Annotated in this window: 17 protein-coding genes and 1 riboswitch; of the genes, 7 read left to right on the top strand and 10 right to left on the bottom strand. The window is 63.2% G+C overall.

The features are described from left to right. The first annotated feature begins 93 nt into the window (after positions 1-93). From JET14_RS01775 to hutC, 3 genes are read left to right on the top strand one after another with little or no spacing between them, the layout of a single operon-like run. Positions 94-867, top strand: coding sequence for an ABC transporter permease (locus tag JET14_RS01775; RefSeq protein WP_200336537.1), 774 nt, complete (start codon positions 94-96; stop codon positions 865-867). Then, entirely contained in the window at positions 864-1,655 is a 792-nt protein-coding gene (locus JET14_RS01780; protein ID WP_024708853.1) for an ABC transporter ATP-binding protein, read from the top strand. The genes JET14_RS01775 and JET14_RS01780 overlap by 4 nt, the downstream gene beginning before the upstream one ends. A 10-nt stretch (positions 1,656-1,665) precedes the next feature. Then, positions 1,666-2,427, top strand: a complete 762-nt coding sequence (hutC, locus tag JET14_RS01785) for a histidine utilization repressor (RefSeq protein ID WP_200336538.1) — start codon at positions 1,666-1,668, stop codon at positions 2,425-2,427. A 43-nt stretch (positions 2,428-2,470) separates the two neighbouring features. Here the strand turns inward: hutC and prpB are convergent, their stop codons facing one another. The 4 genes from prpB to JET14_RS01805 form a co-directional block, all read right to left on the bottom strand. Next, positions 2,471-3,388 (bottom strand): methylisocitrate lyase, encoded by a 918-nt coding sequence (prpB, locus tag JET14_RS01790; RefSeq protein ID WP_200336539.1) that lies wholly within the window; start codon positions 3,386-3,388, stop codon positions 2,471-2,473. Between the two features lie 13 nt (positions 3,389-3,401). Further along, positions 3,402-4,544: a bifunctional 2-methylcitrate synthase/citrate synthase gene (gene prpC / locus JET14_RS01795; RefSeq protein WP_200336540.1), complete on the bottom strand. Its 1,143-nt coding sequence runs from the start codon at positions 4,542-4,544 to the stop codon at positions 3,402-3,404. A gap of 69 nt (positions 4,545-4,613) precedes the next feature. Next, positions 4,614-6,125: an MmgE/PrpD family protein gene (locus JET14_RS01800; protein WP_200336541.1), complete on the bottom strand. Its 1,512-nt coding sequence runs from the start codon at positions 6,123-6,125 to the stop codon at positions 4,614-4,616. Between the two features lie 157 nt (positions 6,126-6,282). Next, the gene (locus tag JET14_RS01805; protein ID WP_200336542.1) at positions 6,283-7,614 is read right to left on the bottom strand and encodes a sugar porter family MFS transporter; all 1,332 of its coding nucleotides are present in this window, start codon (positions 7,612-7,614) and stop codon (positions 6,283-6,285) included. A gap of 233 nt (positions 7,615-7,847) precedes the next feature. After that, a riboswitch (TPP riboswitch) is annotated at positions 7,848-7,958 on the top strand. Between the two features lie 102 nt (positions 7,959-8,060). Here JET14_RS01805 and JET14_RS01810 point away from each other — a divergent pair. The 3 genes from JET14_RS01810 (at position 8,061) to JET14_RS01820 (ending at position 10,137) form a co-directional block, all read left to right on the top strand. Further along, positions 8,061-8,780 carry an ABC transporter permease gene (locus tag JET14_RS01810; RefSeq protein ID WP_200337955.1) on the top strand — a complete coding sequence of 240 codons (720 nt, stop codon included), beginning with the start codon at positions 8,061-8,063 and terminating at the stop codon, positions 8,778-8,780. A 30-nt stretch (positions 8,781-8,810) separates the two neighbouring features. Further along, entirely contained in the window at positions 8,811-9,752 is a 942-nt protein-coding gene (locus JET14_RS01815) for an ABC transporter substrate-binding protein (RefSeq protein ID WP_200336543.1), read from the top strand. Positions 9,753-9,930: 178 nt separating this feature from the next. Beyond that, positions 9,931-10,137, top strand: coding sequence for a hypothetical protein (locus JET14_RS01820; protein WP_200336544.1), 207 nt, complete (start codon positions 9,931-9,933; stop codon positions 10,135-10,137). A gap of 129 nt (positions 10,138-10,266) precedes the next feature. Here JET14_RS01820 and glyS read toward each other — a convergent pair whose 3' ends face one another. Continuing rightward, entirely contained in the window at positions 10,267-12,381 is a 2,115-nt protein-coding gene (gene glyS, locus JET14_RS01825; RefSeq protein ID WP_200336545.1) for a glycine--tRNA ligase subunit beta, read from the bottom strand. Between the two features lie 153 nt (positions 12,382-12,534). On the opposite strand from glyS, the gene JET14_RS01830 reads away from it, so the two are divergent. After that, positions 12,535-13,137 (top strand): hypothetical protein, encoded by a 603-nt coding sequence (locus JET14_RS01830; protein ID WP_200336546.1) that lies wholly within the window; start codon positions 12,535-12,537, stop codon positions 13,135-13,137. 5 nt (positions 13,138-13,142) lie between these two features. On the opposite strand, the gene JET14_RS01835 is transcribed toward JET14_RS01830, so the two are convergent. From JET14_RS01835 to putP, 5 genes are all read right to left on the bottom strand, one after another. Continuing rightward, on the bottom strand, positions 13,143-15,053 hold the full coding sequence (locus tag JET14_RS01835) for a DUF2207 domain-containing protein (RefSeq protein ID WP_246750464.1): 1,911 nt from the start codon (positions 15,051-15,053) through the stop codon (positions 13,143-13,145). A 263-nt stretch (positions 15,054-15,316) separates the two neighbouring features. Next, entirely contained in the window at positions 15,317-16,582 is a 1,266-nt protein-coding gene (gene aroA, locus JET14_RS01840) for a 3-phosphoshikimate 1-carboxyvinyltransferase (protein ID WP_200336548.1), read from the bottom strand. Positions 16,583-16,713: 131 nt separating this feature from the next. Next, positions 16,714-17,277: a LemA family protein gene (locus JET14_RS01845; RefSeq protein WP_200336549.1), complete on the bottom strand. Its 564-nt coding sequence runs from the start codon at positions 17,275-17,277 to the stop codon at positions 16,714-16,716. A 54-nt stretch (positions 17,278-17,331) separates the two neighbouring features. Next, complete coding sequence (locus JET14_RS01850; RefSeq protein ID WP_200337956.1) at positions 17,332-18,276, bottom strand: glycine--tRNA ligase subunit alpha; 945 nt, start codon at positions 18,274-18,276, stop codon at positions 17,332-17,334. A 125-nt stretch (positions 18,277-18,401) separates the two neighbouring features. Then, positions 18,402-19,895, bottom strand: a complete 1,494-nt coding sequence (gene putP / locus JET14_RS01855; protein ID WP_200336550.1) for a sodium/proline symporter PutP — start codon at positions 19,893-19,895, stop codon at positions 18,402-18,404. Positions 19,896-19,985: the final 90 nt, after the last annotated feature.

Genomic DNA, 19,985 nt, shown 5'->3' on the forward strand with positions numbered 1-19,985 from the left:
CCCCCTCAAGAGGGGAGATTGTGGGGACTGCGGGACAGGCCCTTTCAGAGCAACAAAATTCGCAATCTGCCGCCATCCAAATACGGAGACCCGATGAAACCGCTTGAGCCTATCAGTCCGAAGCTCAGATTGTCGCTTGGCATCCTGTTCTTCGTGATTTTTTTTGCTGGCTGGTCGTTTGCGACTTTTGGCGGGTTCGTGTCGAAGACGTTTCTGGCCGATCCGATCACTATGATGAAGGACGGCTGGTGGCTGCTCTCGAAGCGTGGCTTTCTCGGTGATATCGGCATCACAGTCTGGCGTGTGGTTGGCGGCTTCGTACTGGCCTCCGTCATCGCCGTGCCGCTCGGCATCGCGATGGGGGCGTACAAACCCATCGAGGCGCTTCTGGAGCCTTTCGTGTCCTTCGCCCGCTATCTGCCGGCCTCCGCCTTCGTGCCGCTCCTGATCCTCTGGGCCGGCATCGGCGAAATGCAGAAGCTGCTCGTCATCTTCATCGGCGCGGTATTCCAGATCATCCTCATGGTCGCCGTCTATGTCGCCAATACCAGGCGTGATCTGGTCGAGGCCGCCTATACGCTCGGCGCCTCGCATCACGGCATCGTCCGGCGCGTGCTGCTGCCGGCCTCCGCGCCTGATATCGCCGAGACGCTGCGTCTCGTGCTCGGCTGGGCCTGGACCTATGTCATCGTCGCCGAACTGATCGGCGCATCGTCCGGCATCGGCTACATGATCATCAATTCGCAGGCGCTGATGGCGACCGGCCAGATCATCTTCGGCATCATCGTCATCGGCGTGATCGGCCTGATCTCGGACTTCGCCTTCAAGATGGTCAATCGCGTCCTGTTCGCCTGGAGGTTCGCGTGAGCGCGCCGGAACTTGAAATCAGGGGCGTCTCGCGCGTCTTTCCCGGCCGCAAGGGCGGCGCGCCCATCGAAGCGCTCGCGCCGACCGACCTGACGCTGGAAAAGAACGACTTCGTCACCATTCTGGGTCCGTCCGGCTGCGGCAAGTCCACGCTTCTGCGCATCGTCGCCGGGCTCGACAGGCCGACCACCGGCGCGGTTCTGCTCGAGGGCAAGGCGGTCAAGGGACCGGGTGCCGATCGCGGCATGGTGTTCCAGTCCTATACCCTCTTCCCCTGGCTGACCATCCGTGAGAATGTCGGCTTCGGCCTGCGCGAAAAGGGGGTGCGCGACAAGGAGCTCAGCGAGATCGTCGATCTTTACCTCGATCGCGTCGGGCTGACGGGCTTTGCCGAACACTGGCCCAAACAGCTTTCCGGCGGCATGCAGCAGCGCACGGCGATCGCCCGCGCCCTTGCCAACGATCCGAAAATCCTGCTCCTCGACGAGCCCTTCGGCGCGCTCGACAACCAGACGCGCGGACTGATGCAGGAATTGCTGCTCGGTATCTGGGAGCGGGAGAAGAAGACGGTGATCTTCGTCACCCACGATATCGAGGAATCCGTGTTCATGGCGTCCCGCGTCGTCACCATGTCGGCGCGGCCTGGGCGCATCTCGTCGATCACGCCTGTCGATTTCCCGCATCCGCGCGACTATCACCTGAAGGCCGATCCCGAATTCGCCCGGCTTCGCATGAAGCTGACGGAGGAAATCCGCGCCGAGGTGGTTGCCGCCGTCAGCCGGGGGTAAGAAGGACGCCATGCCTGACGAGACACCCGCGCGCGCTCCTGGCAAGGAGCCGACCAAGCCTTTGGCGCTTCACGCCCGCATCCAGCGCGATGTGGAAAACCGGATCGTGTCGGGAGAATGGCCGCCGGGCACGCGCATCCCCTTCGAGCACGAGCTGACCGCCGAATATGGCTGTTCGCGCATGACCGTGAACAAGGCGCTGTCGGAACTCGTCAAGAAGGGCCTCATCGAGCGCCGCCGCAAGTCCGGCTCCTATGTGCGCCAGCCGGAAGTGCTTTCCGCCGTTCTCGAAATCCATCAGCTGGAGCGGGAGGTGCGGGCGCTCGGGCTGGCTTACGATTTTCGGCTGATCGAACGCGAAGAACGGATGGCGGATGAAGGCGACCGGAAACGGCTCCGCCTTGCTCGGTCGGGCAGGGTGTTGAGCCTGAAGGGCCTGCACACCGCCGGCCGCCGACCATTCTGCCTTGAAGACCGGCTGGTCAGCCTTGAAGAGGTGCCGCAGGCGCGGGAGACGGATTTCGCGCGTAACCCGCCGGGCGCCTGGCTCCTGGAACAGGTGCCGTGGAGCGCCGCCGAACATCGCATTCGCGCCACCGGCGCGGACCGTGATGCGGCCGATATCCTCGACCTTGCCGAGGGCGCGCCCTGCCTCGTCATCGAAAGGCGCACCTGGAACGCCTCGGGCTCGATCACGCAGGTCGATCTGACCTATCCCGGCGACATGCACACGCTTGTCGCCCAGTTCGCGCCATCGGCAAGGCCGGGCTGACGGGGACCGGGCGCAAGGCTGTGCCCAACACAGCGCCTTCGCCCTATTCCTTGTCCATCGTCGGCAGCACCGTCGCCACGATCGAGGCGTCGAGCTTTTCATACGCGGCAAGATCGATCGTCTCGTAGAGCTCGGCGCGGGTCTGCATGTCGTCCAGCATCCCCTTGGTCGAACCGGTTTCCTTCAGGGTCGAAAACAACCGCTCCTGCGCCTTGTTGGCGACCCGCAGCGAGGAAACCGGGAAGATCACCATACGGTAGCCCATCGCCTCGAATTCGGAGGCCGTCAAATAGGGCGTGCGGCCGAACTCGGTCATGTTGGCGAGAAGCGGCACGCCTTCCATGCGGGCTGCAAATTCGCGGAACATGTCGACAGTGGTCAGCGCCTCGGGGAAGATCGCGTCGGCGCCGGCTTCCATGAACAGTTTCGCCCGCGCCACCGCGCCGTCGATCCCCTCGCTCGCCGCCGCATCCGTGCGGGCGACGATGTAGAGATTGCGGCGGGCTTTCGCGGCGGCGGCGATCTTGGCGGCCATGTCGTGCGGGTCGGCAAGCTTCTTGTCGTTCAGATGCCCGCATTTTTTCGGCAGCAACTGGTCCTCGATATGGACGCCCGCCGCCCCCGCATCCTCGAAGGTGCGAACCATGTGCATGACGTTCAGCGCCTCCCCATAGCCGGTGTCGCCGTCGACAAGCAGCGGCAACCCGCTGGCGCGGGTGATCTGGCGGATGAAGAAGGCAACCTCGTCGACCGTGATCATCCCGAGATCGGGAATACCCATCGAGGCCGTCATCGCCGCGCCTGAGAGATAGAGCGCGTCAAAGCCGGCCTTCCTCGCCTGAAGCGCTGCCATGCCGTTGTGCACGCCGGGCATGGTGACGATGCCGCCCGCTTCCACCTGGCGGCGGAGGCGCAGGCCTGCGGGCTCTTGCGGAAGATCGGCGGAAATCAGATAGGGCATGGCTGTAATCCTGTCAGGTTCGCTCGGACATCGGCACGAATGGCCGGTTGTCCGGGCCGGTGTAATTGGCGGCGGGGCGGATGATCTTGCCGTCCTCGCGCTGCTCGATAGTGTGGGCCGCCCAGCCGGCCATGCGGGCAATCACGAAGAGCGGCGTGAACATCGCCGTCGGCACGCCCATCATGTGGTAGGAAACGGCAGAGAACCAGTCGAGATTGGGGAACATGCCGCGCGCATCCGCCATGGTCGTCTCGATCCGTTCGGCAATGTCGAACATCTTCATCGAACCGGCTTCCTCGGAGAGGCTGCGGGCGACTTCCTTGATCACCTTGTTGCGCGGATCGGAGACCGTATAAACCGGGTGCCCGAAACCGATGATCACCTGTTTCTGCGCCACGCGTTCGCGGATATCGGCATCGGCCTCCTCCGGCGTGTCGTAACGCTTCTGGATCTCGAAGGCGAATTCGTTTGCGCCGCCATGCTTCGGCCCGCGCAAGGCCCCGATCGCGCCGCAGACGGCGGAGTAGAAGTCCGTGCCGGTGCCGGTGATCGAGCGGGCGGTGAAGGTCGAGGCGTTGAACTCGTGCTCGGCATAGAGAATGAGCGAGGTGTGCATCGCTCGCACATGGCTTTCGCTCGGCGCCTTGCCGTGGAGGAGATGCAGAAAGTGCCCGCCGATCGAGGCGTCATCGGTCTCAACATCGATCCGCCGGCCATTATGGGAGAAGTGATACCAGTAGATGAGCATCGAGCCGAGCGAGGCCATCAGCCGGTCGGCGATGTCGCGCGCCCCCGCCTTGTTGTGGTCCGCAGCCTCCGGCAGCACGCAGCCGAGCACGGAAGCGCCGGTGCGCATCACGTCCATCGGGTGGGTGGCCGCCGGCAAAAGCTCCAGAGCGCCGCGCACGGCGGACGGCAGGCCGCGAAGGGCGGAGAGCTTCGCCTTGTAGGCGGCAAGCGTGGCGGCGCTCGGCAGTGCGCCATAGATCAGAAGATAGGCGATCTCCTCGAACTCGCAGGTGTCGGCGATATCGAGAATGTCATAGCCGCGGTAGTGCAGGTCGTTGCCGCTCTGGCCGACGGAACAAAGCGCCGTATTGCCGGCGACGACGCCGGAAAGGGCCACGGATTTCTTCGGTTTCCTTACTTCAGTCATGATCTCTCCTCCCGATCATGCGCCGCGCGGCGTCGGCCCTCCTCAAAGGCCGGCGCTGCGGCTCTGTTCTCATTTCCAGTCGAAAATGCCCGTCCTTGCCGGCGCGCCGAGCTTGTCGGGCGAGACGACGAAATTCAGCCCGGAAAGCTCCTCCGGTGCAAGCGAGGTCAGTCGCTCGACGGTGGCGAGGAAACGGTCCTGTTCGCCGGCCGACACCACGCTATGGGCCAGCATGCGGAATTTCTTCACATAGTCCGGCCGCGAGAAGGGCCGGCTTCCGAGCGGGTTGGCATCGGCAATGGCCAACTGGTCCTCGATGATCCGTCCGTCTTCCATGGTGACGATCACATGGCCGCCGAAGGCTTTCTCCGCAGGGTCATGGCTGTGATATCGTCGCGTCCATTCCGGGTTCTCGGCCGTGGTGATCTTGTGCCACAGCGCTACGGTTTCCGGGCGTTTGGCCCGTTCCGGCGCATAGGAGCGCTCGTGGTGCCAGCCGCCGTCCTCAAGCGCCACGGCGAAGATGTACATGATCGAGTGGTCAAGCGTCTCGCGGCTGGCGTTCGGATCCATCTTCTGCGGGTCGTTGGCGCCGGTGCCGATCACATAGTGGGTGTGGTGGCTGGTTTCGATCAGGATCGACTTGACCTTTGACAGATCGCCGATTGCGGGGCCCATGCGGCGGGCAAGGTCGATCAGCGCCTGGCTCTGGTATTCGGCCGAATGTTCCTTGGTATAGGTGTCCATGATGGCGCGTTTTGCTTCGCCCTTTTCCGGCAGCGGCACGGTATATTCGGCGGCGGGGCCGGAGAGAAGATAGGCGATGAAGCCGTCCTCGCCCTCCCAGGCAGGCGAGGGCGCGCCTTCGCCGCGCATCACTCGGTCGACGGCCTCGACCGCCATCTTGCCGGCAAAGGCGGGTGCATAGGCCTTCCAGCTCGAGATCTCGCCCTTGCGCGACTGGCGCGTCGTGGTCGTGACATGCAGCGCCTGCTGCACGGCCTGGTAGACGGTCTCGGTATCGAGCCCGAGCGCTGTGCCGATGCCGGCAGCCGCCGACGGGCCGAGATGGGCGATATGGTCGATCTTGTGCTCGTGCAGGCAGATGCCGCGGACGAGATCGACCTGGATTTCATAGCCGGTGGCAATGCCTCTCGCCAGGGCCTCGCCGGAAAGCCCGCAATGCTGGGCGACGGCCAGGATCGGCGGAATATTGTCGCCGGGATGGGAATAGTCGGCCGCAAGGAAGGTGTCGTGATAGTCAAGCTCGCGCACGGCGACGCCATTGGCCCAGGCAGCCCATTCCGGCGAAAAGCGCTTGTCGGCAGCCAGGCCGAAGATCGTCGCGCCGGGGGTAAACGGATGGGCGGTTGCCTGCGCGCGGGCGCTCACGGCTGGCCTGCGGGCAATGGAGGCGGCGGCCACGGCGGCATTGTCGATGATCCGGTTGCCGATCATCTCCACCACGTCATCGTCGAGCGCCACGGGGTCCGTCGCGACCGAGGCGATCTTCCAGGCAAGCTGGTCTTCGCGTTTGAGATTTTCCGATGATTTGTGGGTGCGCACCTTGTGATCGAGCATGACGTCTCCTCCCGCTTCAATGCCAACGCCGTTTTCCTCTGTTTGGCGCCGATTGTCCATCGGCGACAATGCAGCCATTAGTCTTAGGCAATTTGGCGGCTGCACGCAAAACGGCCCGCGCATGGCGGGCCGTCGAATGTCAGGGAGTGCGGATGGATCAGTCCGCCGCAACGGTGCGCTGCTCGATCTCCTCGAGCGTGATGCCCTTGGTTTCCGGCGCCACCGCGATGGCGTAGAAAATGCCGATCACGCAGAAGCCGGTGAAGATCCCGAAGGTGCCGACGATGCCGATCCCTGCCAGAAGCTCGGGAAAGAGCAGGGCGACGACGAAGTTGAAGAACCAGTTGGCGATCGATGCCAGAGCCATCCCGCGCGGTCGCAGCCGAAGCGGGAAGAGTTCCGCCATGTAGAGCCAGGGCAACGGACCGAGGCTGACGGCGAAAAAGGCGATGAAGGCAAAGATGCCGATCATGGCCAGATAGGGGGTCGCGGCGACATCCATCATGGTCGCGACGGTTACCAGCGCCATCGAGGCGGCGGTGCCGATGAAACCCAGGATCAGCAGCTTGCGCCGGCCGATGGATTCAACCAGATACATGGCGACGATCGTCAGCGCCACATTGACGACGCCGATGCCGACGGTGGCCAGAAGCTGGGTCATGGTGCCGGAGAAGCCGGCGCTCTTGAAGATTTCCGGCGCGTAATAGATGATCGCGTTGATGCCGGAGAGCTGCTGCAGCACGAACACGATCATGGCAAAGCTCGTGACCGGCAGGATGCCCTTTTTCAGGAAGGTGCTCCAGGCGGGGGCGGCCTCCTCGTCCTTTGCGCTTTCCTTGATCTCGGCGATGATTTCATCGATTTCGGCGTCGGAACACTCCGGCTGCAGCTTGGCGATGATGTCGCGCGCCTTGTCGGCGTTCGAATTCAGCGTCAGCCAACGCGGCGTTTCCGGCGACAGAAGGATACCGACAAGGGCGATGATCGACGGGAACACGCCAACGCCGATCATCCAGCGCCAGTCGCCGGTGCCGCCGAAGGCCGCGTCCGACATGTAGGAAATCATGATGCCGATCGTAATCATCAGCTGGAAGGCCGAGACGATGGTGCCCCGAATGCGTGCCGGCGCCACTTCCGCCAGGAACATAGGGGCGGTCATGGCCGATGCGCCGATGCCGACGCCGATCAGAAGGCGGGCGAGCGTCAGCACATACTGGTTGAAGGCGAAGGCGGAAATCAGCGAGCCGACGAGGAAGATCACGGCGCCGAGGATCAGCATCGGCTTTCGGCCGTAGCGGTCGGTGGTGATCATGGCAAGCAATGTGCCCGCCACCGCGCCGAGCGGCACGGCCGAGGTGATCACGCCTTCCATGAAGGGCGTGATCGTGAAGTCCTGTTTGATGAACGGCAACGCGCCGGAGATCACGCCCTGGTCAAAGCCGAAGAGCATGCCGAAAAGCGCCGCCACGATGACGATGGCGATAAGCATTGGGTTTCCTCCGCATTTCGGGCGCAGCCGGGGTGCCGGTACGCCGGTCAGTGTCTTTCTGTCCCTGACCCTTAGCCTTTTTTTGTGAACGCTAGCTGAAAATTCCGTCTGTAGCCATGCCTTCATGACAACTTGAAGATGAAAACCACCCTGCTTGTCAACTCTATTCCCTTTCCGCGGCCGGAAGCTGCGTCAGCGCCCCTTGACCGGACCGTCCTGCGCAGGCATAGATAAGCCCATCCGAGGGGTGCGATCTTCTTTGCGAAGATGCTGAGATGGCTTGAAGCCGAACCCTTGAACCTGATCCGGGTCATGCCGGCGTAGGAACGGAGTTTGGTGTTGAGCGATACGCCCATAAAATCAGCCTGTTTTGTTACGTCCGCTGCCCGGCCGCGCCCGGGAGAGGGGACTTGAGACAAAGCCTTTTCGCCGTTTTGAAATCCCTGATGGTGATTGCTGCGCTCCTCCTGCTCTGGCAGGCGGTCGTCACGCTGTTTGCGCTCCCCCGCTATATCCTGCCCGCGCCCTCTGCCGTCGCCGCAAGGCTGTGGACCGGCCATGCCTACCTCCTCTCGAACGCCCTCATCACGCTGCGCGAGATCATCGCCGGCTTTGCCGCCGGCGCGGCTTTTGGCGCCGGCGCCGCCTTCCTGCTTGCCGGATTTCCGCGCTTCGGGCGTCTCGTCTGGCCGGCGCTCGTCGTGCTGCAGTCGTTCCCGGTCTTCGTCATCGCGCCCATGCTGGTGCTCTGGTTCGGCTTCGGCATCACGTCCAAGGTGGTGATGACGATGATCATCGTCTTCTTTCCGGTCGCCTCCAATTTCGCCGACGGGCTGTCGCGCACCGACAGCGCCATCGTCAAGGCCGCGCATCTCGATGGCGCCGGACACTGGCAGCTTCTCGTTCTCATCCGGCTGCCGCTTGCCATGCCGCAACTGTTTTCGGGCCTGCGCATCGCCGCACCGCTTGCCCCTCTTGGCGCCGTCGTCGGCGAATGGGTGGGCGCTGCCGGCGGTCTCGGCTTCGTCATGGTGCAGGCCAATGCCCGCATGCAGGCCGATACGGTGTTTGCCGCCATGTTCATTCTGGCGCTGGAGGCCGTCCTGTTTCGCAAGGCGGTGGATCTCGCCGCGCCCTTTTTCACCCGCTGGTCGCCGCATCAATGAGCGGCCAACCTGTTTTTCACGGAGGAATGAATGCTCAAGAAACTTACCCTTATCGCCGCTCTGACGCTTCTGCCCGGCCTTGCCGCCGCCAATGACAAGCTTAGCGTCATCCTCGAATGGTATGTGAACCCGGATCATGCGCCGATGGTGATTGCCGAGGCGAACGGCTATTTCGCCGACGAGGGGCTCGACGTGGACCTCGTGCCGCCGGCCGATCCGTCCATGGTGCCGCGCATGGTCGCTTCCGGTCGGGCCGATATCGGCGTTCACTACCAGCCGAACCTCTATCTCGACCATGCCGCCGGCATTGACATCAAACGCTTCGGCACGCTGGTCTCCACACCGCTCAACACGCTGACGGTGATGGCAAACGGACCGGTGCAGTCACTTGGCGATCTCAAGGGCCGCAAGATCGGCTTTTCGGTCGCCGGCATCGAGGAGGCGGTCGTCTCCGCCATGCTTGCGAGCGCCGGCCTCACGCGGGACGACATCACGCTGGTGAATGTCAATTTCGCCCTCACCCAGTCGTTGCTGTCGGGCCAGGTCGATGCCACAATCGGCGCGTTCCGCAATTTCGAATTGACCCAGATGGCGATCGAGGGCGAGGAGGGCAAGGCCTTCTTCCCGGAGGAAAACGGCGTTCCGGTCTATGACGAACTGATCTATGTGACCCGCAGCGAACTCATTGACGATGACCGGCTGCCGCGTTTTCTCGATGCGGTGGAGCGGGCAACGATCTTCATCACCAACCACCCGGAAGAGGCCTGGGCCCTGTTCGCCGAGGCCTATCCCGATCTCGACGACGAACTGAACCGCACGGCCTTTGCCGACACCATCGCACGCTTTGCCAAGAGCCCGGCCGCGTTCGATGCCGGCCGCTACCAGCGGTTCGGCGCATTCATGGCGGAAAACGGACTGATCGAGGAGGCGCCCGAGGTTTCGGACATCTCGGTTTCGCTTTACGGGGGATAGGCCTTTCCGGCCTCAAATCGCCACAAAACCGGGTTAGAAGGACCGAAATACCGGAAGGCGGCCGCTGGCCGTCTTTCGCGTTTCGGTCTTTTTTTAAGTTGAAAGACGGACGGCGGCGCGCCGTCCCGAGGAAGACCGATCTCGAACATGCGCTTTTCAGCCTCAGGGAGATCGGAACATGAAACTAGCCGGCCTGGTGCTGGTGGTGATCGGCCTTGCCACCCTGACCTTCCGTTTCGGCCTTTATCACTATGGCGATGTCGCTGGCGATATCGAGGGCAGCCTCCTGACCCCGCTCGCCCATCTCGTCCTCCTGGTCGGCGCCCTGCTTCTGGCGCTGCATCTGGTGCTGCGTTTTGTCCGGCATGTGATCAGCCATGATTGAGCGGCGCCGGAAGAGGGCGGCGGCCCTCAGCGCATCGGCCCGAAAATTGGAATCGGTTTTCGGAAAGCACGATGCGCAGATTCAATAGGTTAGAGCGTCCTTTGTGCGTCCGAAAGGACGCACGGCGCTCTAGCCGGCAATCTTCGAGAAATCGGCGACAGCCCCGGTCGCTTCACGGATCATCGCCAGCAACGCCAAGCGGTTTGCGCGCACGGCCTCGTCCTCGGCATTGACCAGCACATCCTCGAAGAAGGCGTCGACCGGCGCGCGCAGCGCCGAAAGCGCCTCCATGGCGGCGAAGTAGTCTTCCCGCTTCGAGGCTTCCCGCGCCTTCTTCGCGGCAGCAAGGATGGCGTCGTGGAGCGCCTTTTCGGCATCGGTCTCAAACAGCGCCGGATCGACCTTTTCGGCAACCCGCGTCTTCTTCTTCTCTTCCGCCGCCAGCAGCTGTCCGGCGCGCTTTTCGCCCGAAAGAAGGTTCTTGCCGTCCTCGGAATCGAGGAACTTCGTCAGCGCCTCCACCCGGCGGGCAACGACTTCCAGATCATCCGAATCCGCCGACAGCACCGCGTCGATCAGATCGTGGCGCGCGCCCATGTCGCGCAGATAGACCTTGAAGCGGTCGTGGAAGAAGGAGAGCAGGTCGCGATCATCGAAGACCGACAGCAGCGGCAGGCGCACGCCGCGCTCCAGTATGATGCGGATCACGCCAAGGGCGGCGCGGCGCAGCGCATAGGGGTCGCCCGAGCCGGTCGGCTTTTCGTCGATCGACCAGAAGCCCGTCAGCGTGTCGAGCTTGTCGGCAAGCGCCACCGTCAGCGAGACCTTGTTGCGCGGCACGACGTCGGAGGGGCCTAGCGGCTTGTAGTGCTCCTTGATCGCCGCCGCCACGTCTTCGCTCTCGCCCTGCAGAAGCGCATATTTGCGGCCCATGGCGCCCTGAAGCTCGGGGAATTCGCCGACGGCCTCGGTGCGAAGATCCGCCTTTGCCAGAATAACGGCGCGGTCGACATCGGCCGCATCGGCGCCAACGATCGGGGCCAGATCTCCTGCCAGTTTGCGGATGCGGTCGACGCGGGCGCCCTGGCTGCCGAGCTTGGCATGGAAGGTCACGTTCAGCGCATCGAGCTTGGCCATGCGCTGGTCGAGCGGCTTCTTCAGGTCGAGGCCGAACTGCGCCGCCGATTTCTTAAGCGTCGCAAGGTCCGGCAGATCGCGCTGGTCCATGTGCCAGAAATGCAGGGCATCGGAGAGGCGCGCGCGCACGACCTTGCCGTTGCCGTAGCAGATTTCCTTGCCGCCGTCGCTTGCCGCGATATTGGCGATCAGGATGAATTTGTTGGTGAGGCTTTCCTCGCCATGCTTGCGGACGACGAAGCATTTCTGGTTGGTTTTGATCGTCAGCCGGATGATCTCGTCGGGAATTTCGAGGAAGGCTTCCTCGAATTCGCCGAGCAGAACCTGCGGATATTCGACAAGCCCGGCGACCTCGTCCAGCAGCCCCTCGTCCTCGACCACGTCGAGCCCGTTGGCGAATGCCAGATTGGCGGCGTCATCGCGGATGATGTCCTTGCGCCGGTCGGCGTCGAGAATGACGCAGGCCTTTTCCAGGCCCGCCGCATAATCGGCGAATCGCCTGACCTCGAAGGGTTCGGGCGCGTGGAAACGGTGACCATAGGTGACATTCGAGGCGACAATGCCGTCGATCTCGAAATCGATGATCTTGGTTTCCTCGATTTCCGTGCCGAATGTGCAGACGATCGACTGCAGCGGCCGAACCCAGCGCAGTGCGCCCGGCTCGGATGACGCGGCGCCCCAGCGCATCGACTTTGGCCATGGGAAGTTGCGGATGATGCCGGGCATCACGTCGCGGATGATCTCTTCGGCATCGCGGCCGGGCTTTTCGATAACGGCGACATAAAAATCGCCCTTCTTCGGGTCCGTCTGGATCTTCGCCTCAGAGATATCGTCAAGGCCCGCGCCGCGCAGAAAGCCCGCGACCGCCTTTTCCGGCGCGCCGACGCGCGGTCCCTTGCGCTCCTCGCGCACATCGGCCGAACGCGCAGTCAGCCCGTGAATGTCGAGCGCGAGCCGCCGCGGGGTGAAATATTCGCGTGCGCCCTCATAGGTCAGACCCGCATCCACCAGCGCATCGGTGACGCGCTTTTTCAGTTCGCTTGCCGCCTGGCGCTGCATGCGGGCGGGGATTTCCTCGGAACGGAGTTCAAGCAAAAGGTCGGGCATGGGACAGCTTCTATCGTGGTCTGAATGTCGGTGACGGCGTGTTAGCAAGCCCGGCGGCAAAAGTCATCCGGGAATAGAGTTTTTGGAGGCGATGAGGACCCGGAAGCCTCTTCGCGCCACGCAATTGCCGGAATTCGGACCCCATGGTGCGGCATGAACAAGAATATCGCCTTTCCATTGTCAGCGCTTGCCCTTCTGACGCTCACCGCTGTCCCGGCTCTCCCTGTTGCGGCGCAGACCTCGCTGCCGCAAGGTCGCTACAAAACCGCCTGCCTGCCGATCGGCAAGAATGACCGCCACGGCTTCATCGCCGAGGTTGTTATCGAAGGGTCGGTCCTCTCCGCCACCGCGCAGTCCTATGCGCATGACGACTGCGATGTCCCGACCGTAGAGGTCGACTATCGCGGGGCGATCGAGGAGGCGCGCCGGCAGGAGAATCATATCGACTTCGTCCAGCGAACCGGTCCCTTTGTCTATACGCTGCTATTGCCCGAAGTGACGACCTACTACAACGCCAATGTGGATTCCGCCGGCTGCGCGCTGGACGGCTGGGAAACCGGCGTGCCGCGCGATGTCTCCGGGAAAACCTGTGCGCCCTACACCTTTCCGGAGGTCGGCTCCAGGCTGAAGGACCGGCTCTGGATCAAGGGCGACCGGATTTCCTTCGGCCATCTCCCGCTCAGCTGGCAGAATGAAGCCGATGGCGGCTTTCCGGAGACATCGTCTTCGATAGACTTTGTCCGCGTGAGCGACTGAGCGGCCTACCAGCCGCCCCCGCCACCGCCGCCGCCGCCGCCGCCGGAAAACCCGCCGCCGCCGGAAAATCCGGAGGACGAAGTGTTCTGTGTCGGCATGGAGGACGACATGGTGGAGGCCATCGAGGAGGAGAAACTGCCGATCTGGTCGGACAGGTTCTGATGGCGGAAATCGCCATAATACCAGTAGGGCGAATAATAGCTTGCCGTGCCCGCCGCGATTGCCGCCGTCAGCCATGTGTCGAAGGTCTTCGACCACGGTTTTTCAACGCCGAGCGCCACGGCATAGGGCAGCAGCGTCTCGAAGTGCTGCGGCGACATTTCCGGCGCGCCCGCAAGGTTCATGCGGCCCGCCTCGGCAAGGGTCAGATATTGCTTGAGCCCCGCGATCTCGTCCATCTTTCTGCGGCCTGAGGTGGTGGGCGCGCTCATGATGAAGAAGAAGACGAGGTTGATGAGCACGATCCCGCCAAAGGCAACGATCACAGCCCAATCGGCCGCGTCGATATGATCGCTGAGCAGCGTGACCGCCATGCCGCCGACGGCCTGCAGCAGGAAGAACCCCATGAACGCGGCGGCAACCAGTGTTCCGATTGCGGAAGACATCGAGCGCCCGCGCCGACGGAACGCCTTGCCGAGCATCGAGGCAAACAGGGCGATGAACACGGAAATGAAGACCGAGAAGAACAGAACAGGGATGACGGCGTTCGAGATAAAGCCGAATACCAGCAACGCAAGGCCCGCGAGCAGCGAAAGCGCGACCCCGCCGACCGAATAGCCGATATTGCGGACAAAATACTCGCCCCTGTGCTCCCGCGTAATGGCGGAGGTGAAGGCGCTTGCCATGGAGGCGACCGATTTGCCGTGGGCCTTGTCGACGATGAAGACGCCGCCGGCGTCGTCCACCGCTTTCAAAAGCGCCTTCTGGCCGGGCGGCAGTGCGGTATCGAAAGGCTTGTCCGTGCGCTTCAGCGTCATGCCCTTTTTCGGCTCGTCGATGATCAGGAAGCCCTTGACCGCGAGGTCGATCGCCGTTGCCGCAATCGCGTCAAACCGGCTGGAGCCGAAGCCCTGGTTCTCGACATAAGAGACGAGCGCCGGTGAAAGGCCCTCCGGCGGGTCCCAGCGTGGCACCACGATGCCGGCCGGCGGATCGCGGCCAACCTTGCGCCACGACAGGAGGTAATAGAGGAAGACCAGCAGCAGACCGCCGAAGCCGATGAAGTAATTGCGGTAGTCGCTGAAAAACCAGGTCGCGCTTTCAGCGCCCGAGGGGGCATCGATGGCCCCCTTGGGCACGGCGACGACGACGGAGAGACCTTCCTTCGGTCCGAGCGCCTGCGTGGTCTCGAAAGTCACGACATTGCCATCGGTCGAGACAGTGGCGTTCTTGTCGCGAGAGCCGTAAGCGCCGGTGTAGAACGACGCGTCCGTCGGCGTCACGCCGTCGGGCAGCGTGATAACGGCCCTCGCCTTCTCGATCGGAAAGGCCCAGAAATTGCCGGTGGCGTTCCAGTAGATTTCGTCGTGGTCGTCAAAGTAACGGACCTGACGGTCGGTCTCGTAGGTGAGCCGATAGGTGTGATTGCCGGGCGGCAGCACCGTATCGGCGGAGCCTATATAGATGCGGATGCCGTTGGTGATGCTTTCGGTATGATGGCCCACCGGCTTGCCGTCGAGGGTGACGGACTTAAGGTCAAAGGTCACATCGCCCGTGCGGCCATCATCCGTCCTGAACCGCAACGGAAAGTCGCGAAAGATCCCACGCCTGATCTGGTCGCCCTCGGCATGGACGGCAATGGTCTCGGTGACGTCGTAGAGGCCGGATTTCTCGACGGTGACGTCGGACGTGAAGCTGTTGATGACCTCGGCCGCGTGAACGGGGGTTACGGCAAGAAGGAGCGTTGCGAGAAGCACGGCGATGCCGCGCGCGCGCCGATCTCCCCCCTTGAGGGGGAGATGTCGCGAAAGCGATAGAGGGGGGTGAACCCTCTCAATCGGACTCAGAGTGCGCGGCTTTCGCTGCGCCCCTCTCTGCCCCTGTCGGGGCATCTCCCCCTCAAGGGGGGAGATTGAAGGGAGTGCCGCTGCAAGGGCTGACCGGACCCGCAAGACCCACCGCATGGCAAGCGTCCGCAAATCTGACATCGTCGGCTTTGCTGTCGCCATGGTGCTTCTCCTCAGTCTTCGTATTCGACGCCAAGCGAAGCAAGCGCGTCCCAGTATCCCGGATAGGTCTTGCCGACGCAAAGGGGATCGAGAATGGTGATGCCGGAAATCTTCAGGCCCGCAAGCGCAAAGCACATGGCGATGCGATGATCGGCGAAGGTGTCGATCTCTGCGGGCAGATGCTGCCCGGCAAGGGCGGGGTCGGCATGGACGATGAGGTCATCGCCATCTTCCTCCGCCAGTCCCTCGCGGATTGCGTTGAGACCGAGCGACAGCGCCCGGGTGCGGTCGCACTCCTTGACGCGCAGATTCTCGATGCCGGTAAAGCGCACCGGGGTCTCGTTGAAGGCGGCGAGCACCGCGAGCGTCGGCACGGCGTCCTGCATCTGGCTGCCGTCGATCTCCGCCGGCATATGCGGGAAGGACGCGATCACGCCATAGGCCTTGGCATCGGGCTGGGTGAATTTTTCAGCCGGCGTACCAATGTCGATGGCGCCGCCGGTGAGCTTTTCCGCCGCCCAGAGATAGGTGGCGGCAGAAGCATCCGGCTCGATGTGGAAATCGGCCGCGCGGTAGCCGGTCGGCAGAACCGTCCACGTCGCCTCGTCCACCTGTTCGACCTTGGCGCCGAAGGCGGCCATGGCATCGAGCGTGAGGCCGATATAGCCGCGCGCGCCGATTTCCTTTCCGGTCAGCGCGATCGTCACCGGCTCGCTCGTGCCCTGCGGCGCAAGCGGGGCCGCCATCAGAAGTGCGGAGACATACTGGCTGGACAGTCCGGCGTCGATTTCGACCCGACCCGTTCCGAAATGGCCCTCGCCTGAAACCGTCACCGGCGGGCAGCCGGTCGGCGCCTCCGCCTTGATGCCGAGGCTTTGCAGGGCAATGACCAGAGGTCCGATCGGGCGCTTGCGCATATGCTCGTCGCCATCGACGATCACCGTGCCCTCAACGCAGGCGGCGGCTGCCGTCAGAAACCGCGTCGCCGTGCCCGCATTGCCGAGGAAGAGCGGGCCGGACGGCGCTTCCAGCCGTCCCGTTCCGGTCACGACGAAGCTCGTCTCGTCGGGCTCGTCCACGGAAACGCCCATGGCGCGCAGCGCATTGGCCATGTAGCGCGTGTCATCGCTCTTCAGCGCGCCCGTCAGCCGGCTGGTGCCGCGGGCAAGGCCTGCGAGCAGCAGCGCGCGGTTGGTGATCGACTTGGAGCCGGGCGGACTGACCTTGCCGGAAAGGGCATGGCCGGGCGGAATGACGGTGAGCCTGTCCTTGTTCATGCGTAAGACTTTCATACAGAGCGCGTCCAGGAAAAGTGGATGCCGGTTTTCCGTCCGGACGCGCGTAAAACAAACCAGAGCGCGTCCAGGAAAAGTGGATGCCGGTTTTCCGTCCGGACGCGCGAAAAAAATCAGAACGAGACGTTGGGAACCGCCCGGTCGGCGGGTTCTTCGATCTCGAAATAGTCGCGCTTCTCAAAGCCGAACTGTCCGGCAATGATGTTGCTCGGGAAGCTCTCGACCTTGACGTTCAGCTCGCGGGCCGCGCCGTTGTAATACCGCCGCGCCATCTGGATCTCGCTTTCGGTCTTTTCGAGCGAGGCCTGCAGATCGGCGAAGTTCTGGTTGGCCTTCAGATCCGGATAGGCTTCCGAAAGCGCGAAGAGACGGCCGAGCGCCTGCGTCAGCTCGCCCTCGGCCTGGGCGCGGCCGGTAACATCATTGGCGGCGACCGACTGCGCCTTGTTGCGCTTTTCGACAACCTCTTCCAGCGTGCCGCGCTCGTGGCTCGCATAGCCCTTGACGGTCTCGACCAGGTTCGGGATGAGATCGGCGCGGCGTTTGAGCTGCACGTCGATGCCGGACCAGGCCTCTTCGGCCGTCTGGCGCGCGCGCACCAGCGCGTTGTAGAGCGAAATCACGAAGCCCGCGATCGCGCCGATGATCACGATCAGGATGATAAGGGTTGTCAGCATGCGCGCCTCCCAAGCTCAGCGACGGGGCGCGGTCAAGAACACCCCTCGATCAGATCAGGCCGCTTCCGGCTGGAACCCGCCCGCTTCCGTCAGAAGATAGGCTTCTCCGCAGGCTTTGGCCAGAGTGCGAACCCTCAGGATATAGCTCTGGCGCTCGGTGACCGAGATCACGCCGCGCGCATCGAGAAGATTGAAGAGATGCGAGGCCTTGATGCACTGGTCATAGGCCGGGAAGACGCATTTGTGCAGGCTTGCCGCTTCGCCGGGGGCGCCGGCTGCGAGCAGCGCCCGGCATTCGGCCTCGGCATCGAGAAAATGCCGGTGCAGCATCTCGGTATTGGCGTATTCGAAATTGTGGCGCGAATATTCCTGCTCGGTCTGCAGGAAGACATCGCCATAGGTGACCTTCTCGTCGCCCTCGCGGCCGTTGAAGTTGAGGTCGTAGACATTGTCGACGCCCTGCACATACATGGCAAGCCGCTCCAGCCCATAGGTCAGTTCGCCGGCAACCGGCGCGCATTCGATGCCGCAGACCTGCTGGAAATACGTGAACTGCGAGACCTCCATGCCGTCGCACCAGCATTCCCAGCCAAGGCCCCAGGAGCCCGTCGTCGGGTTTTCCCAGTCGTCCTCGACGAAGCGGATATCGTGCAGCAGCGGATCAAGCCCGATCGCCTTCAGCGAGCCGAGATAGAGCTCCTGCAGGTCCGGCGGCGAGGGCTTCAGAAGCACCTGATACTGGTAATAATGCTGCAGACGGTTGGGGTTTTCGCCGTAGCGACCGTCGGCGGGCCGGCGCGAGGGCTGCACATAAGCCACGTTCCAGCGCTTCGGTCCGAGCGCCCTGAGCGTCGTCGAGGGATGCAGCGTACCGGCGCCGACTTCCATGTCATAGGGCTGGAGAATGGCGCAGCCCTTGTCGGCCCAATAGGCCTGCAGCGTCAGGATCAGGCCCTGGAAGGAACGCTTCGGGTGCATATGCGGCTTTATTTCGGGCATCTCGGACATGGCATTCGGTCTCTCTGGAAGAATGACCGGTGAAGTGCCACTAAAGCGGCGAAGGGTCAAGTGGCGGCAGGTCGGGCGGCCGGGCCCGCCGGGCCCGGCTTCTTGATCAACAGCCGTTATTCCGCAACTGGCGAAAGCGGGCGGAACTCGTCCTTGGTCGGCGTCATCAGGCTCACCACCCAGATGGCGATGAAGGCGACGATGAAGCCCGGAATGATCTCGTAGACGCCGGGACCGCCGAGGAAGCTCGAGCCCCAGCCGAGCGAAATCCAGATGATGACGGTCAGCGCGCCGGCGATAAGGCCGGCAACCGCGCCTGCGCCCGACATGCCGCGCCATGTCAGTGACAGGATGATCAGAGGGCCGAAGGCCGCGCCGAAGCCGGCCCAGGCATTGGAGACGAGGCCGAGAACCTTCGAATCCGGATCCCAGCCGATGACGGCTGCGACGATGGCAACGACCAGCACGAAGAAGCGGCCGATATTGACCATTTCCCGCTCGCTTGCATGGCGGCGCAGGAACAGGCGATAGAAATCCTCCGTCAGCGAGGACGAGGCCACCAGAAGCTGGCTCGAGATCGTGCTCATGATCGCCGCCAGAAGGGCCGCCAGCAGGAAGCCGGTCACCAGCGGAACGAAAAGCTGGTTGGCCAGGACGATGAAGATGGTCTCCGGGTCGGCGATGTCGATATTGTTGCCGACCACATAGGAGCGGCCGAAAATGCCGAGCCCGACGGCGCCGGCAAGCGAGATGATCATCCAGGCCATGCCGATATTGCGCGCCTTCGGCACGTCTTCCACCGAACGCACGGCCATGAATCGGACGATGATGTGCGGCTGGCCGAAATAGCCGAGCCCCCATGCGACCGCCGAAAGGAAGCCGACAACCGTCAGTCCGTGGAACATCGACAGGAAGTTCGGATCGACGCTCAGCATCCGCGCCTCCGATACGCCGATGCCGCCGGCCTTGTAGACGACGACGAGCGGCATGATGACGAGCGCCAGCATCATGATGCAGCCTTGGACGAAATCGGTCAGGCTGACGGCGAGAAAACCGCCGATCAGCGTGTAGACCAGAACGATGCCCATCGTCAGGATGATGCCGGTCTGGTAGGCGCTGAGACTGCCGATGTGGATGAGGTCGGGAAAGGCGGTGTCGAAAAGCTTGCCGCCGGCGACAAGGCCCGAACCGGTATAGACCGCGAAGAAAACGACGATGACGATCGCCGACACGCTTCGAAGCGCCATCGCCTTGCTCGGAAAGCGTTTCGACAGGAATTCCGGAATGGTCAGGCTGTTGTCGTAGCGCTCCGTTTGTTCACGCAGGCGCGGCGCGACGATGATCCAGTTGAAGAAGGCGCCGATGACAAGGCCGACGCCGATCCAGCTCTGCGTCAGGCCGGACACGAAGAGCGCGCCGGGAAGGCCCATCAGCAGCCAGCCGCTCATGTCGGATGCACCGGCCGAAAGCGCGGCGACAGCCGGCGAAAGCTGTCGTCCGCCGAGCATGTATTCCTCGGAGTTGGATGTGGACTTGCGCCAGGCATAAATGCCGATGGCAATCATCAGGACGAAATAGAGTGTCAGGCTGACTGTGACGCCGAAGCTCATGGCAGGTTCCCTTGCTGAAGGTCTGAACCGGTCCGGTTCCTCGAGGGGAATCGCGGGAGCCCCATGCCGCCGCGCCTTCCGTTTTCCGGG

Source organism: Martelella lutilitoris (assembly GCF_016598595.1).
Taxonomy (GTDB): domain Bacteria; phylum Pseudomonadota; class Alphaproteobacteria; order Rhizobiales; family Rhizobiaceae; genus Martelella; species Martelella lutilitoris_A.

Coding starts and splice junctions, on each gene's coding strand:
- JET14_RS01775 (WP_200336537.1), top strand. CDS start 94: ATGAAACCGCTTGAGCCTATCAGTCCGAAGCTCAGATTGTCGCTTGGC.
- hutC (WP_200336538.1), top strand. CDS start 1,666: ATGCCTGACGAGACACCCGCGCGCGCTCCTGGCAAGGAGCCGACCAAG.
- prpB (WP_200336539.1), bottom strand. CDS start 3,388: ATGCCCTATCTGATTTCCGCCGATCTTCCGCAAGAGCCCGCAGGCCTG.
- prpC (WP_200336540.1), bottom strand. CDS start 4,544: ATGACTGAAGTAAGGAAACCGAAGAAATCCGTGGCCCTTTCCGGCGTC.
- JET14_RS01800 (WP_200336541.1), bottom strand. CDS start 6,125: ATGCTCGATCACAAGGTGCGCACCCACAAATCATCGGAAAATCTCAAA.
- JET14_RS01805 (WP_200336542.1), bottom strand. CDS start 7,614: ATGCTTATCGCCATCGTCATCGTGGCGGCGCTTTTCGGCATGCTCTTC.
- JET14_RS01810 (WP_200337955.1), top strand. CDS start 8,061: ATGGTGATTGCTGCGCTCCTCCTGCTCTGGCAGGCGGTCGTCACGCTG.
- JET14_RS01815 (WP_200336543.1), top strand. CDS start 8,811: ATGCTCAAGAAACTTACCCTTATCGCCGCTCTGACGCTTCTGCCCGGC.
- JET14_RS01820 (WP_200336544.1), top strand. CDS start 9,931: ATGAAACTAGCCGGCCTGGTGCTGGTGGTGATCGGCCTTGCCACCCTG.
- glyS (WP_200336545.1), bottom strand. CDS start 12,381: ATGCCCGACCTTTTGCTTGAACTCCGTTCCGAGGAAATCCCCGCCCGC.
- JET14_RS01830 (WP_200336546.1), top strand. CDS start 12,535: ATGAACAAGAATATCGCCTTTCCATTGTCAGCGCTTGCCCTTCTGACG.
- aroA (WP_200336548.1), bottom strand. CDS start 16,582: ATGAACAAGGACAGGCTCACCGTCATTCCGCCCGGCCATGCCCTTTCC.
- JET14_RS01845 (WP_200336549.1), bottom strand. CDS start 17,277: ATGCTGACAACCCTTATCATCCTGATCGTGATCATCGGCGCGATCGCG.
- JET14_RS01850 (WP_200337956.1), bottom strand. CDS start 18,276: ATGCCCGAAATAAAGCCGCATATGCACCCGAAGCGTTCCTTCCAGGGC.
- putP (WP_200336550.1), bottom strand. CDS start 19,895: ATGAGCTTCGGCGTCACAGTCAGCCTGACACTCTATTTCGTCCTGATG.